The following is a 13,982-nucleotide window of genomic DNA, read 5'->3' on the forward strand; positions in this document are numbered from 1 at the left end:
TCTCGGTGCATGATGATAAAATACTGTCGAGCCACACCATGTATTTCGTCGTTCCTCATAAATGTTACTTGTATTGGATTAATACACCAAGAGTATCCGGTGGATGGTTAACCAGTAAATCATATGCACTGGGAGCTTCGTTGATTGACACGGTCTGAGTAATTAACGGTGCAATTTTCAATCGCCTTTCCGAACATAAGCGTATATACTCTTCGCTATTTCTCCCTTCCGGCCAACGGACAAATCCGATTGGATATTCAATTCCGTCTCTTTCATAGGTCACATCATACCGGCCAGGTCCCCCCGCTCGCGATATTAATACTTGCGCTTCTTTGCGAAACATCAACTCCCGGGAAAATTCCGTTTTTAAATCACCAACAATTACAACCTTGCCTCGGTCCCGAATCCACGCTAAGCCTTTATCAATTAAATTGGTTTTCTTTTCATTGACACAAAGCAGCACACTGTCTGCCCCTTGTCCGTTCGTTTGGATTCGTATTTGTTCTTCTAATTCTTCTATGTCGTTACATACGGTCGTAACACCTGTTTCTTGAAGTTTCTTGCATCGGTTCAGTAAAATGTCGTGGGCAATAACCTTAAACGAAGCGGCAAAAGCTACCTGTGCCATAATCTGACCCAAAATCCCCAACCCTACGATGACAGCAGCTTCTCCAAAATGTAAATTGGCTTGCCGTAATGCGTGAATCGCAATAGCCCCTAAGCCAACAAACGCTGCTTCTTTTGGATCGACCCGGTCTGGAACAGGAACTGCCAGATGTTTTGGCACCAATAAATATTCAGCATGCTTCACATAAGGAGCACCGTAACAGGCCACCCGTTGACCCGGAGAAACATGGGTCACTCCTTCTCCAACCTCCATTACAATTCCAGTTGCACTGTATCCTAAATGTCGGGTACTTTTATGTTTTTGTTTTAGTATCAGTAATTCTGTTCCAGTACTCACAGCCGAGTACTCCGTTTTAACCAAGATGAAGTTTTGTTTAATCTCTGGTATCGGGACGTCGATGATGTACAGCTGTCCTTCCCGGCTGGCAATGACTTTCATATTTTCTCCCCACCCTGATTCGTTTGTTTCTAGATGTTATTTCAAAAATCATATATGACCCAGTGGCAGTAAGCCGACCCGCTCCGAACTCCTATTCCTCCTCCAATGCAGTGGACGCTTGTCAGGAAGAATTTTCTATCCATTTTATATTTTGAAAACAGTTTCTACTTCATTCCTGATAAAGAAATGCCTTCAGTGAAGTAACGCTGGAAAAATAAAAAAATTAGAAATGTAGGAATAAAAGAAATAACCGACCCGGCCATTTGCAGTCCAAAGTTTCCTTCCCGTGTCAATAATGAAGCCAGACCAACCGTTAACGGATACATGTCTTCCTTCGTCATAAAAATTAAAGGGGTAAACAAATCATTCCAGTTGGCAATAAAAGCAAAGGTTCCGACAGTCGCTATGGCTGGCATAGACAGAGGGATAATAATTCTTAAAAATATTTGAAAATCGTTTGCGCCATCCAAATAAGCAGCCTGTTCTAGTTCTGTCGGTATGGAATGCATAAACTGCCGCACTAAAAAGACGCCCAGGATCGTCCACAACTCTAGAACAATGACCGACCAATATGTGTTAATCCACTCAAACTTTGCAAACATAATATATTTCGGAATAATCAATAACTGATTTGGCACCATCATTATCGCCATCATGGACCAAAAAATAAATTCCCGTCCAATGAATTGCTTCTTAGCGAAAATATATCCCAATAACGTGCATAAAAATAGTTGGCTAAGCACCGGTATTACAGTGATGATCATGGAATTAAAAAACCAGCGAAGAAATGACCCCTGAGTAAAGATTTGAGAAAAGTTATAGATAGTGGGATCCATTGGTATCCAGGCAAGTGGATCGGCCGCCATATCTCTCATTTTTTGCACCGAACCCATGATCATGACGGCAAATGGACCAAAGAAGGCAATAGCAAGTATCAATAACATGAATAAAACAAAAATCTTCCCAGGGATAGACATGGTCCGTACAGTGTTCATCTAATTCCCCCCTTACAATTGATACAGAGCAGGTTAATCGTAACTGACCTCTTTCCCAATATATCTGCGCTGCATCAATGAGATCGTTAAAATAATTGCAAACAATACGTACGCCAGTACACTGGCATATCCTAAGCGCAGCGAGCTAAAACCCACCTGATACATATAGTAGACAATGGTTGTTGTGGCATAATTGGGTCCACCGCTTGTAAGCAGGAAAGCAGAATCAAATATTTGAAAGGAGCCGATTGTCGTGATAATTGCCACATAGAAATGAGTGGGCATCAACAGCGGAAACGTGACCCGACAGAAAGTTTGCCAACTCGTTGCACCGTCTATGCGTGCAGCTTCATAAAGGTGAAGAGGAATTGATTTTAGGCCTGCATAATAGTAAACCATCGTGCTTCCAGCTACTTTAAAAACACTGAGTCCTGCCAGCACGACCAGAGCCTGTGTCTCATTAGAAAAGAATAACTGTGGAGGGATTCCAAGCAAGTTGAGCAAATAGTTAATCATCCCATATTCCGTCCCTTTAAACAGCCAGGCCCAAATTCCGGAGATGACGACGAATGAAGTAATAACCGGTAAGAAAAAAATGCCCTTATATACATGGGAACCCCGAATGCCGGAGTTGATCAGCAATGCCAGGATCAATCCCAATGCCATTGTGGGTAGAATATAATAGAGTGAGAAGAGGACAGTATTCCACAATGCTTTCCAGGCGAGCTCATCGTTTATAAATTCTTTCCAGTTTTCCATGCCGATAAATGTAGGAGTCCCGATAACAGGCCAATCCATAAAAGTTAATAAAAAGCTGAAGAGTAAAGGAAATACCTGAAAGATCATGAAGTGAACAAGTACTGGAATCAGAACAATGTACACAATCGCATTGCGATTCCATTCTTTTTTCAAGCGTGTCCATAATCTTTTTTTAATTGGTGAATAGGGTTGTTCCACTAACCTGGGATCCAGTTTAACCACCCTCCTGTTCGTCCAAATGAAAACTTTTGGGGAGTAGTGTTGACAACATCCACACTCACTCCCCAGTACTGCTAAAAACCAGCTTTCTGCATTTCGGATTTTATCGCTTTAGCGGCGGAGTCAGCAGCTTCCTGCGGGGTCTTTTTTTTCGATAACATGGCTTGCAATTCTGCTTGTACCGCCGGGATAATACTGCGTCCGACTGGATGGATGACACCCGGTCGAATATTTTGAGCTTGCTCTACCAGTGTTTTCATCACTGGTTCACTGTCATAAATACTCCCGGCTGACTTGCGGGCAGGGATATAGCGGGTATTTTCGTTAAATAATTTTGCATTTTCCTCATTAGTCATATGTTTTACAAATTCGACGGCTGCTTTTTTGTTTTTACTGTTCTTCGCTACCGCAAACATTCCCGTTGTTCCATAAGTCACTTTCTCTTTGTTCTCCAGTATTGGCCCTACTGTCCATTTAAACGTAAGTGGTTCAGCTTTCACTGTAGATACAAAACTGCTATCCCCAAAGGCGGCTAACATCTTACCCGCACGAAACTCGGGGAATTGGGATTGGGACGTAAGTGAATCAGCAGGTACCCATCCGTTTTTGTAAAGATCATTTACATAATTAAAGGCTTCAACACTTTCCGGTTCATTGATGGTTACTTTTCCATCATCATTGATCACCTGGCCACCGGCTTGCCAAATGAAAGGATAAAGCGTCATATTCGGGGTATTTCCAGATTCAAGGTTAACAGCATACTTCCCTTTCCCTCTGGCTTTGGCCGCCCACATCTTAAATTCATCCCATGTTTTTGGCAAATGATCAGGATCTTCTCCAATTTCTTTTACAATGTCCAGGTTGTAATACATTGACATTACACTTTGCAAAATCGGGAGAGCATATATTTCATTTTTATACTTTGCCGGTGTTAACGACGATTCCGAAAAGTCACTCAGATCATAGTCCTTAAGGTAAGGGGAAAGAGGCTCTAAAATTCCTTTATGGGCAAATTGAGACAACTGGTCGGGGATAATGTAGAACACGTCTGGGCCTTGATTTGCCGCAAGCGCTGTAAGAATTTTCTGTTCGCGATTGGGCCAGGGAATTTCCTCGATCTTAACAGTAACTTCAGGATGGTTTTTTTTAAAAGATTCTATTATTTGATCCCTCACTGCTTTTTCTTGTTGCTTAGCTTGAGGCATAAACGGATGAACCCATACTGTGATCTCACCAGAAGGTTTTGATCCTTTTTCCCCTTCCGCTTCTTCACTCAAACTGCACCCTGCCAATAACGAAGCAATGAATAACATACATAAGAATGCGGAAATCCAACCTTTTTTTGTCATGGAATGGACCCCTCCTATTTTACGTTTTCAATCATTCCAGCCCGGAAAAATCAACAAGAAGATGAGTCCCTCGAAGAATCAAAATAAAAAAGCTCTTCTGGTTCATATCTAGTTTATATATAGCTTTATTGTAAGTAAGCGCAAGTATATTGTCAATAATTATACTATTTCATTTTCTTAGAAAAATAAAAACTCCCTTTGAAAAGGAAGTTTTCTTATAAGCATGATTTCTTCATTGATTGTTCAAGACGTTGGCACACGATTTCATCGTCCTCTAATCGGGACCAGAATAATTTCAATTCGCGGTGGATTACTTCCAAATCGTCCGAACGGAGATTAGTGTCAGTAAACAGACGAAAAGTCGGTACGATTTCGCGATACATATGAAAACGAGCGGGTCGATAAATCGTTTCCTTCCCTACCCATTCCGCCGCAGATCTCAGACTGGGAATACTATATGTTTCCTGCCGGATTTTCAATTGAGCCCGTCTTGAGACCAAATAATCAATGAGCGTTTGGGCAGCCTCTTTTTGATTGGATTGCCGATTGACAGCCAGTCCGATAATCAGCAATAACGTTCTCGGTTCGTACAAATGAGGCAACGGTGACACATCGAACGGAACATCCGCCTTCAGTAAATGGTTCAAATTAAAATAGGTAGTCATGATCATTGAAACTTTTTCCTGCAGAAATAACTGCTCTACATCAGCATCACTCTCAGATAAATAGATGGGAAAGAATTCAGGTTTACTGATCAGCTCACGGCACCATTTGAGTCCCTCCATCAATTTGGTTCCGCATATACGATATTTGCCCGTTTCATCCTGTTCAAATTTCATCCCGCTCTGCAATAGAAAATTGATCCACCGGTTAGAAGCAAGATGATAAAAATAAAAACCATATCGTAACTCCCTCGCAGGATCAGCGAGTTGATTGGCAACCTCTGTTAAATCGTTCCAGGTCCAACTGCTGTCCGGCTCCGGTACATTTTTCTCACGAAAATGGTTTCGGTTATAGCATAGAATGGTGGGGGAAAAGATAAAAGGTTGAACATAAAAAACGCCTTCATGGATAAACGGCCTGGATAAAAACGGATAAATACCCGGATTGAGTTTCAGCGGTTCAAAAAAAGACTCAATCGAACCCTTTTCTACAAAACTCCGATAATCAGTATAGTTGATGGTTAATACATCAACGAAATTATTTCTTAAATAATCCGTAACTGTATGATGGTATCCATCAATAGGAAGAGAAACGGTTTGTACCCGTATGTTCGGATACTCCTTATGAAAGTCCATAATAAGCTGGTTGATCTGGGCTTCAGTTTCAACAGTAGGATAATACCCGAACCGAACGCTGGCGCTTTCAGCTAAAGGTTTTGTCACCATATTGCCCATACGGGGTTTCTTGATGATAAATCCCTCTGAAACAAGGATTTCCAGGCCTTTACGGACTGAATTTTTACTAAGCTGAAATTGTTCCCCCAAAGCCGTTTCGGAAGGAAGGTAATCTCCAATGACACGCTTCCCTGTTAAAATATCATTACGGAGTGTTGTCACCATATGATCCAGCCGATCCCGAAATGTCGTACGACTTTGTCTTTTGGCCATATACCAAACATCCCTCAACCATTAAAAAGTGTATTCTACGATAGTATCATATCATATTAGTCCTTCCATAAACCAACAGCTCTTTGGGATATTACAAATTGTACACGTTGCCGTCAGGCGCCGTCGTGACCACCCAGACGGCGTCCTCGTTGTGCGGCTTTTTCTGCTGAAAACGGATCTCCAACGTTTCCGCATCCATGACGTAAAACGTGGCCGGTGAGCCATTGGTCGCCAGATACATTTCATTTCGTTCTTCGGTCTAAATATTGGAATTGTTATTTGTCGTACTTAAACAATTCTGACCCTCTTGAAAAATAGAAATCACCATTTCGATCCTCTGCAAATAAATAGGCGTTTTCAACTAATACTTCCCATTCCAGCGTCTGAGGGTCAACCTTGAACAATTTTCCCCGTGCGGTACCATATAAATGGCCATCCTCGTCATAGGTTAAAAAACCTTCTCGCCAGTAATGGCTGAAATCGTTCCAGTTAACAGGGAACAACTCCTTGGTCAAAACCACCTGGCGGGATTGGGTATCAAATTTAAATAATTTGCCCGCTGTTAATCCCCATAGATTCCCGTCCGCATCAAATGTCAGAGCCGAAATCGCTTTTTCCCCGGAAATGGGTACTCCTTCCCAAACCTTTACTTTATGCACCGGATCCCAGATGAACAGCTTAGCCTCTGTTTCGGTGGGTTGTACACCAAGACCGCCCCATACAGAAGTGCCACCGTAGATCAAACCATTCCGGTAATTTAACGAAATGACGCTTTGATTCTGGACGATGTTCCGATGCACTTCATACCCGCCCGTCTGGGGAGCAAATGTGGTCAAAGCACCGCCCAGTTGCCCGTAGTCCGGAACCGTTCCAATAGCTAGTTGGTCTCCGGCTGAAGTCATGGCAAAAGGTCGGTTTTGTCCATTACTTTTAAGAGACATGTGTTTTACTGGATTGATATTCATATTCCAACTTTTTCCTGGATCATAGGAATAAATGTCAGCTCCCGAATAGACACCCATATACAACTTGCCCTGGAACGCCTTCATTCCCTCGATTTGTCCGATGCCCTTATATTCCGTCAACTTGTTGGCAGCAGGGTTATAGCTCGCCAATCCGCCGTTTAAATATCCGCCAACATAAATGTTTCCATCAGGCCCCTGGCCCAGAGACTGAATTTCTACCGGTTGCCCTTCAATATCCGCTGGAATCCATTTCCCTTTCCCGGTGATTGGATTATAGGTCCAAAAATCCCCGCCAAAAGTGATGCTGATCAAACTGGGGCCGGGATATTCCGGGCCATCCAAGTGAATCCATCCAAATCCCCGGGCATTCCCTATCTTAAAATTCTGAGGTTCCAATTTCCTTGTTTTCAGATCATAGGAGTACAATTGACCGCTCTTGACAAAATAAACTTTATTTTCGGGTCCATGAGACGATACATCCAGACCTGGTACATCAGCAATGCGGTCTACCCATTTCTTTTGCTTGAGGTCATAAACCAGCAGATCCTTTGAGGGGGCTAACCTGGCAAACAGCAAATTTTTTTCAAAGTCCAGGTCATATACAAATTGGTTATTGGCCGCACTATCTGGCGGCAAAGGAATCTCTTTCTTCTCTCCGCTTTCCGGATCCAGTTTAACGATATGGGAGGCAGTTCCAGTCCCTGCATAAACTTTACCTTTACCAAACGTTATACTGCGAACATATTGCTGTCCCGGCACCATCTGGCCATAGTCCCGAAAAGTATTCGTTTCCGGGTTATATTGAAACACCTTGCCACTGGGATAGGTTCCGCCGTACACACGACCCCCTTCATCAGTTGTGATCCGCCAGATAAAGCTCTCCCCAGGAATGACTTGCCCCAGATCTTCCACCTAGTCGCTCCCTGGCATCCATCGATATAGATGGGCTTTCGGATAAGTTCCGACGTACACTGTTCCGTCCGGTGCAACTGTTATGCCCCAGGAGTTGCTTGCCTCTTTGAGCGGAAAACTCCTGACGAGATTTCCCGTGTGAGTGTCAATCACATTCAATATCGCCTGAGATCCCCCGGACACTGCATAGGCCCACTCTTCTCCGTTCGGTCCCGAACCATACCCCGAGGTCAGAACAGCCACAGAATGCAAAGGAGTTCCGATCTTGGTCACTTGACTTTCAACCGCTGTGGTTACCATCGGTACGGATGTTGTAACAAGCAAAGATAAAACCAACAATACGAATCTCCATGTCCTCCTCATGTTTTTGCCTCCTTATATGGATAGGAACACCGCGTGTAACAAAAAAACCATCAGTCGGTTTCCCTATTTCTTCAATGATCACTGAGTAAATTGATACTTATATAAGTCGGTTCCTTGTGCGAAGTATAAATCGCCGTAACTCTGCGGATTTAACAATTTCCCGTGTATTTGGATCAAATTTAAACAATTTCCCAGCAGTCAATCCCCATAAGTAACCGTCAGCGTCAAACGTCAATGCAGACACTGTTTTCTCGCCGGAAATTGGTACACCTTCCCAGACCTTTTCTTTCTTTTGCATATCCCATTTGAACAGCCTTTGCCTCGGTTTCGGCTGGTTTGAGCCCAAGTCCTCCCGAAACGGAAGTTCCACCATAAATAAAACCATCTTTATAAGCCAGGGAAATCACACTTTGGTTGGCAACCACATTGCGATAATCATCATACTGACCGGAGCCGGGATCAAATATGGTTAATGCTCTACCCAAGTAGTCTGGGAACCGTACCAACAGCTATTTTCCCACCGGCAGGACTAAACATGAACGGTTGATCCTGCTGATTGCCTTCGAGTGAGAAAAGCTTATCGGATTCTTCCCATAATTCCATGGTTGCGTCTGATCATAGGAGAAAATATTGGCACCCGGATATACTCCCATGTACAATTTCCCTTGAATCGCTTTCAGGGTATCCACTTGTCCGATGCCTTTATACTCCGTAAATTGGGCTGGTGTCGGGATTATAGGTAGCGAATCCTCCGGGAGAATTTCCACCAATCGCAATATTTCCCTACGCATCTTGATCCAGGCTTTGGATTCCTATAGATTGCCCTTTGATGTCCACTGGGATCCATTTCCCTTTCCCGGTGATTGGATTATATCTGCTCAAAGATATACACTAGTTCATAACTGGTTTATATCTAGTTACATGATAATGCTTTTCATTTTTTTATGCAATATTTAAAAAACTCTTATTTCCAAATGCCTGTTTTTCTAAATAGATTTGGTCAGTAGCCCTCTCGTCACGTCACCTGGGGGTGTGGAAGCCGGGGGCCTCACCGTTGTCGGGCCTGTGAGAAGTGCAAGACCCTCCTCTGATTGTAATATTTTGATATATCCCTGTTATCCCATTTAACCAGAATAGAACTCCAATCTAATATCCAATTTAAAAGGATCAAAAAAGAAAACAAGCTCTGAACAGGAACATAGTCTTATACCGAGCTTGTTTTGCTTTAACTCCAAAATGAACATTCGACTTTAAAACTCAACTTTATATCAGTCAAACTGTGGAAAACTATCGGTCCCCCAAGAAGTCCTTCATCGCAAGTGAAGGCAACAAAAAAACCACTCCTTTACACTTTTTCGTGCAATGAAGCAGCCTCACTTTTATGAAAAGGGTTTGAACAACTCCAATACAAAAGCCGCTTCCACCATTGGAAAGCGGCTCTATATCTGGCCTGGTGGGCAGTAGAGGAATCGAACCTCCGACCTCTTCCGTGTCAAGGAAGCGCTCTCCCCCTGAGCTAACTGCCCATGGTATATAAGCATGTTAATATGGTGGGCCCAACAGGACTCGAACCTGTGACCGATCGGTTATGAGCCGACTGCTCTACCAACTGAGCTATAGGCCCACATTGGTTAATGGCGGAGCTGACGGGATTCGAACCCGCGATCTCCTGCGTGACAGGCAGGCATGTTAGGCCTCTACACCACAGCTCCATAGTTGGTTGCGGGGGCAGGACTTGAACCTGCGACCTTCGGGTTATGAGCCCGACGAGCTACCGACTGCTCCACCCCGCGTCATTTGAACCATCTTTTTTGTTCTCGCTTCAGCGACAATTAATACTATACAACACATCATAAAATTATGCAAGGGTTTTTTCATATTAATTTTTTTTCCAGATATAGCGGACGCCAAACCTTCCTTTGCTGGAGCGGAACACTTCCACTTCCTCCGGGCTGTCATAGCCGTATAACCACCAATCTTCCTCCATGCGGGCGGCCAGGCATCTTGCTTGAAAGCGGGTATCGTATAACTTGGCCCAATAAACCCAACGGCCCATAGTTCCAGCCTCCTTTTCCTACAAGTATTTTGTCACCTTTTTGGGTTTTCATGCTTATATATGGTCATAAACACATTTTTTTACATAGGGATGCAGGATCTGGGGAGTTTGCATATGATATAGCAAGCAAGCAGAGCAGCTTGTTGGTTTAACTCACTCTACCTGACATATGTTCCCTCCTCATGAACCGGGTACTGTATGCCCGGTTTATTTTTTAAGCCGATTCAATCAAGCTTCGGGACAGGCCACTAACCCAATTCTGCCCTCCCCTACCCTGACACACACTTTCACATAAAGACAGACTGCCGATATCGTTTCATCAGCAGTCCTTGAAATTCTTCCATATAATGGTAAAAACATTTTTTACTCGTTGATTTGTCCTCGGGAAGCGATCAGTTCCTCTTCCCTTTCTTCTTCGTCTCTCAGGCGGTGCGCCAGACGGCTGGAGGCAGCTGCTGCTATGCTTGCTACCAGGTCATCGGTAAACGTTTGGACAGGACCGTCTTTCTTGGTGTCCAGTTGCTTGATAATTCCAATTTTATGTTTATCCAGATGGCCGAATGTCGTTACCGCTATACTTCCATAACCAAAAACGGAGCCTAATGCGAGGGTTTCATCACAGCCGAATAGTCCTTCATCGGAACGGACCAGGGAGAGGAGAGGCTCGGAAAGCAGATTTTTTTCGGCCAGGATGTCCAGTTCAACACCGACCAGAATCGCATGTTGAATCTCCCTTTTATTGAGTACTGCCAACACACTCTCCACACAGGTCTCCATCTTTAATTCAGGAGCGTAAGGATTTTGCATCTGATAAACGATTTCGGCAATGGATTCAATCGTAACTCCCCGTTGCGTCAACCGTTCCATTGCTGCCACTTTTACTTCGTTGCTGTGCACTCTTCGCATCGTATTTCTCCTCCTGTCTCAATTGCCAGCCTTATATGTATATTAACATAAGTCCAGGATCTGGGAAGTGTGAAACAAATATGAGCCCGGATAACTTGACGTGCTTTATCTGCGAAGAAAAGATATAATAAAAGAAATGTGTTTGTAATTTTCCAACGGATAAATACTGAGGAGGGAAACTTATGGATTATGGAATTGTTGTATTTCCACAAAAAGCGGTGCAAGACATCATTAATTCCTATCGGAAACGATATGACCCTCATTACAGTTTGATCCCGCCGCATATTACACTGAAAGAGAAGTTTGAGCTATCCGAAGAAAACCTTGATGAGGCCGTAGCCAAACTGGACAGGATCGCACAAGAGGTTAAACGTTTTTCCATCAAATTTCATAAAGTGAGCCACTTTTACCCAACCAGCAATACCATTTACTTGGCGATCCAAAACAGCGATCCCCTCATTGAGCTGCACAATAAAATCAAAGACGCATTTGGCAAGGATGAAACTCCGTATGATTTTATTCCCCACTTGACCATCGGACAAAAAATGTCCGAAGATGAGTTACATGATGTATACGGAAGCCTGCGTATGAGAACATTTGAACTGGAAACAAAAATTGATCGCTTTCATTTGATGTATCAACTGGAAAACAAGTCCTGGACCGTATATCAATCGTTCCTGTTAGCAAAATAATTGTTACGGTTGGTTATAGAGGGGAGTTTTATCTTTGTCGATCATAGTGAAGACGATTCAAGATCAACAGGAAATGAATGAGGCTTTCGCCATCCGCCGGAATGTGTTTATTGAGGAGCAACAGGTACCCGAGGATTTAGAAATTGATGAGTGGGAGGATATTGCCACCCACTTTCTTGCACTTGAGGAAGGAAAACCGGTAGGCACATGTCGGTTAAGATGGGTAAATCCCCAGACTGTAAAAGCGGAACGGGTTGCCGTACTTGGCGAGAAAAGGAAGACCGGCGCGGGCAAAAAGCTGATGGAAGCATTGGAGCTTTATGCCCGTGATAAAGGTGCGAAGACAATTGTTCTCAATGCCCAGATTCAAGTTGTTCCTTTTTACGAGAAACTTGGTTACCGGGGCACAGGTGCATCCTTTTTTGAAGCCGGTATAAAACATATTCCCATGAAAAAGGAGCTCAACTAGCGTTTGCCGGCCGCTTGCTTGAGCTCTTTGACCCGGGAGTAGTCTGCCGTGCAAGTACCCAGTTGGGCGTGGTACATTGAACCGTTTCGTTCACCGTGAAAATCGGAACCGGCAGTAGCAATCAGGTGATATTTTTCTGCTATCCCCCGATACCTTCTTTTTGCCTCTTCCGTGTGGTCGGGGTGATTCACCTCAATTCCATCCAACCCGCATTCCACTAATTGAGGAATAACTTCGTCTTGTTCATAAAGCCCCGGATGAGCTATAACGGCCACACCTCCGCCGCCATGGATGATATCAATCGCTTCAAAGGGAGTGATTCGCTTAGGCGTGACATAAGCCAGCCCGTCTCTTCCCAGATAACGGTCAAACGCTTCATCCATGCTGCCAACTACCCCTTTATCTATGAGAACTTCAGCGATATGCGGACGGCCGACATTCAGACCCGGGGCTTTTCTCTTGCTTTTTTCCGCCACCTCCTCCAGGGTAATTTCGATCCCTAACTGATTTAGCTTACTGATCATCATTTGATTGCGAATTTTCCTCACATCCCGCAGATCCTCCAGCTTTTTCAACAGCTCCGGATCATGGGGATAAATATAATAGCCCAGCATATGAATCTCTTTCCCGTCCCACAGCGTACTTATCTCCACACCGGGAACAACCTTTATCCCCAGCTTTCTTCCCTCTTCCTGCGCCTCTTCAATCCCGCTGACCGTGTCGTGGTCCGTGATTGCCACAGCTTTTAATCCCACCTCCCTGGCCAGTTGTATCACTTGATCAGGGCGCAGCAAGCCATCCGATGCCGTCGTATGGGAATGTAAATCCACTCGTTCCATCAATGCTCCTCCTTCTTATCCGTTTTAAATAGAAAGCGATACACACCCAGCCCTAGGAACTGCATAAAAATACGCAAAGGAATGCTGATTGTCTCCAGTTGTTTTTCAATCCAATCAATCATCTGTTTAGCCTGCTCTTTTTGCAGGGGGATCACCGGACCGACAGGTATATACTTGACGCCCACTTTCACAGGTCTTGCCAGGACATATCCATTTTGCAGCTTTTTTTCGTCCCAATACCCCGGATCGATATGAAAAAAAGGAGTTTCTCCACACCACTCCTGCAACATATACTGACCTGTCCTGCATTCTGCCAGGAAGATCGAGTAGTATGAGGCAATCAGGGCAGATGCCCATTCCCAATCATCTTCAAGATTCTTTTCCTTCATATAACGTTCAATCATCCGTTGGTTTCTTACATTGATATAATCGCATAGAAACCAGATCCGGAATATTTGTTCCGGGTCTGAGCGGAAATTTGCATCTTTGGTTCGCTGATAGCCTGTCCACTGTTGAAACAAGTAAAGGGCCCGCATTTTCTCCCGGAACGTAGTACTGCGTTCCACAAAAAGGGCAGCCCGGTCCAACATGGAGAAAAAATCACTTTCTTTTTGCTGCTGCCAGTCTGCTCTCCAATCCAGAAAATGGATCGGTTCATCTGTACGTTGTCCCATCGGTTATCATAACTCTCTCCCTAAAGGAATTCTCTACCCTCATTCTAAACCATTTGGCGTTTGCGTAGAATGAAATACTTTTTCCTCTTTCTTTTTCCCAAAAAGGAG

At 43.9% G+C, this 13,982-nt stretch carries 16 protein-coding genes and 4 tRNA genes; 2 read left to right on the forward strand and 18 right to left on the reverse strand.

The features are described from left to right. Positions 1-64 precede the first annotated feature (64 nt). The 16 genes from I8U27_RS00145 to I8U27_RS00220 all read right to left on the reverse strand — a co-directional run bounded on the left by I8U27_RS00145 (position 65) and on the right by I8U27_RS00220 (position 11,200). Complete coding sequence (locus tag I8U27_RS00145; RefSeq protein WP_181750494.1) at positions 65-1,066, reverse strand: zinc-dependent alcohol dehydrogenase; 1,002 nt, start codon at positions 1,064-1,066, stop codon at positions 65-67. A gap of 164 nt (positions 1,067-1,230) precedes the next feature. Continuing rightward, positions 1,231-2,061 carry a carbohydrate ABC transporter permease gene (locus tag I8U27_RS00150; protein WP_232345158.1) on the reverse strand — a complete coding sequence of 277 codons (831 nt, stop codon included), beginning with the start codon at positions 2,059-2,061 and terminating at the stop codon, positions 1,231-1,233. Between the two features lie 33 nt (positions 2,062-2,094). Beyond that, on the reverse strand, positions 2,095-3,018 hold the full coding sequence (locus I8U27_RS00155) for a carbohydrate ABC transporter permease (protein ID WP_309506090.1): 924 nt from the start codon (positions 3,016-3,018) through the stop codon (positions 2,095-2,097). Between the two features lie 95 nt (positions 3,019-3,113). After that, a complete protein-coding gene (locus tag I8U27_RS00160; protein ID WP_181750493.1) occupies positions 3,114-4,388 on the reverse strand; it encodes a sugar ABC transporter substrate-binding protein in 1,275 nt (424 codons plus the stop codon). A gap of 215 nt (positions 4,389-4,603) precedes the next feature. Further along, the gene (locus tag I8U27_RS00165; RefSeq protein ID WP_181750492.1) at positions 4,604-5,998 is read right to left on the reverse strand and encodes an extracellular solute-binding protein; all 1,395 of its coding nucleotides are present in this window, start codon (positions 5,996-5,998) and stop codon (positions 4,604-4,606) included. A gap of 91 nt (positions 5,999-6,089) precedes the next feature. Further along, the gene (locus I8U27_RS00170) at positions 6,090-6,239 is read right to left on the reverse strand and encodes a hypothetical protein (RefSeq protein ID WP_181750491.1); all 150 of its coding nucleotides are present in this window, start codon (positions 6,237-6,239) and stop codon (positions 6,090-6,092) included. A 34-nt stretch (positions 6,240-6,273) separates the two neighbouring features. Next, positions 6,274-7,875, reverse strand: coding sequence for a WD40 repeat domain-containing protein (locus I8U27_RS00175; RefSeq protein WP_181750490.1), 1,602 nt, complete (start codon positions 7,873-7,875; stop codon positions 6,274-6,276). Further along, complete coding sequence (locus tag I8U27_RS00180) at positions 7,876-8,238, reverse strand: YncE family protein (RefSeq protein ID WP_181750489.1); 363 nt, start codon at positions 8,236-8,238, stop codon at positions 7,876-7,878. It lies immediately after the preceding gene. 224 nt (positions 8,239-8,462) lie between these two features. Next, positions 8,463-8,744, reverse strand: a complete 282-nt coding sequence (locus I8U27_RS00185; RefSeq protein WP_181750488.1) for a hypothetical protein — start codon at positions 8,742-8,744, stop codon at positions 8,463-8,465. A 3-nt stretch (positions 8,745-8,747) separates the two neighbouring features. Further along, positions 8,748-9,008, reverse strand: coding sequence for a hypothetical protein (locus I8U27_RS00190; RefSeq protein ID WP_181750487.1), 261 nt, complete (start codon positions 9,006-9,008; stop codon positions 8,748-8,750). 681 nt (positions 9,009-9,689) lie between these two features. Next, positions 9,690-9,764 (reverse strand) — tRNA-Val (locus I8U27_RS00195). 22 nt (positions 9,765-9,786) lie between these two features. Then, a tRNA-Ile gene (locus I8U27_RS00200) sits at positions 9,787-9,862 on the reverse strand. A gap of 11 nt (positions 9,863-9,873) precedes the next feature. Further along, positions 9,874-9,950 (reverse strand) — tRNA-Asp (locus I8U27_RS00205). Between the two features lie 5 nt (positions 9,951-9,955). Beyond that, a tRNA-Met gene (locus tag I8U27_RS00210) sits at positions 9,956-10,031 on the reverse strand. Between the two features lie 86 nt (positions 10,032-10,117). After that, positions 10,118-10,294, reverse strand: a complete 177-nt coding sequence (locus I8U27_RS00215) for a hypothetical protein (RefSeq protein WP_181750486.1) — start codon at positions 10,292-10,294, stop codon at positions 10,118-10,120. A 363-nt stretch (positions 10,295-10,657) separates the two neighbouring features. Beyond that, positions 10,658-11,200 (reverse strand): phosphatidylglycerophosphatase A family protein, encoded by a 543-nt coding sequence (locus tag I8U27_RS00220; RefSeq protein ID WP_181750485.1) that lies wholly within the window; start codon positions 11,198-11,200, stop codon positions 10,658-10,660. A 182-nt stretch (positions 11,201-11,382) separates the two neighbouring features. Between I8U27_RS00220 and I8U27_RS00225 the strand changes: the two genes are divergently transcribed. Next, a complete protein-coding gene (locus tag I8U27_RS00225; protein WP_181750484.1) occupies positions 11,383-11,892 on the forward strand; it encodes a 2'-5' RNA ligase family protein in 510 nt (169 codons plus the stop codon). Positions 11,893-11,926: 34 nt separating this feature from the next. Continuing rightward, positions 11,927-12,361, forward strand: a complete 435-nt coding sequence (locus tag I8U27_RS00230; RefSeq protein ID WP_232345159.1) for a GNAT family N-acetyltransferase — start codon at positions 11,927-11,929, stop codon at positions 12,359-12,361. On the opposite strand, the gene I8U27_RS00235 is transcribed toward I8U27_RS00230, so the two are convergent. Together I8U27_RS00235 and I8U27_RS00240 are read right to left on the reverse strand one after the other, a co-directional pair. Next, a complete protein-coding gene (locus I8U27_RS00235) occupies positions 12,358-13,200 on the reverse strand; it encodes a PHP domain-containing protein (protein ID WP_181750483.1) in 843 nt (280 codons plus the stop codon). The genes I8U27_RS00230 and I8U27_RS00235 overlap by 4 nt on opposite strands. Next, entirely contained in the window at positions 13,200-13,874 is a 675-nt protein-coding gene (locus tag I8U27_RS00240; protein ID WP_181750482.1) for a hypothetical protein, read from the reverse strand. Before I8U27_RS00240 ends, I8U27_RS00235 begins: the two co-directional genes overlap by 1 nt. Positions 13,875-13,982 lie beyond the last annotated feature (108 nt).

The organism is Paenactinomyces guangxiensis (assembly GCF_016055185.1).
Lineage (GTDB): Bacteria > Bacillota > Bacilli > Thermoactinomycetales > Thermoactinomycetaceae > Paenactinomyces > Paenactinomyces guangxiensis.

Coding starts and splice junctions, on each gene's coding strand:
- I8U27_RS00145 (WP_181750494.1), bottom strand. CDS start 1,066: ATGAAAGTCATTGCCAGCCGGGAAGGACAGCTGTACATCATCGACGTC.
- I8U27_RS00150 (WP_232345158.1), bottom strand. CDS start 2,061: ATGAACACTGTACGGACCATGTCTATCCCTGGGAAGATTTTTGTTTTA.
- I8U27_RS00160 (WP_181750493.1), bottom strand. CDS start 4,388: ATGACAAAAAAAGGTTGGATTTCCGCATTCTTATGTATGTTATTCATT.
- I8U27_RS00165 (WP_181750492.1), bottom strand. CDS start 5,998: ATGGCCAAAAGACAAAGTCGTACGACATTTCGGGATCGGCTGGATCAT.
- I8U27_RS00170 (WP_181750491.1), bottom strand. CDS start 6,239: ATGTATCTGGCGACCAATGGCTCACCGGCCACGTTTTACGTCATGGAT.
- I8U27_RS00180 (WP_181750489.1), bottom strand. CDS start 8,238: ATGAGGAGGACATGGAGATTCGTATTGTTGGTTTTATCTTTGCTTGTT.
- I8U27_RS00215 (WP_181750486.1), bottom strand. CDS start 10,294: ATGGGCCGTTGGGTTTATTGGGCCAAGTTATACGATACCCGCTTTCAA.
- I8U27_RS00220 (WP_181750485.1), bottom strand. CDS start 11,200: ATGCGAAGAGTGCACAGCAACGAAGTAAAAGTGGCAGCAATGGAACGG.
- I8U27_RS00225 (WP_181750484.1), top strand. CDS start 11,383: ATGGATTATGGAATTGTTGTATTTCCACAAAAAGCGGTGCAAGACATC.
- I8U27_RS00235 (WP_181750483.1), bottom strand. CDS start 13,200: ATGGAACGAGTGGATTTACATTCCCATACGACGGCATCGGATGGCTTG.
- I8U27_RS00240 (WP_181750482.1), bottom strand. CDS start 13,874: ATGGGACAACGTACAGATGAACCGATCCATTTTCTGGATTGGAGAGCA.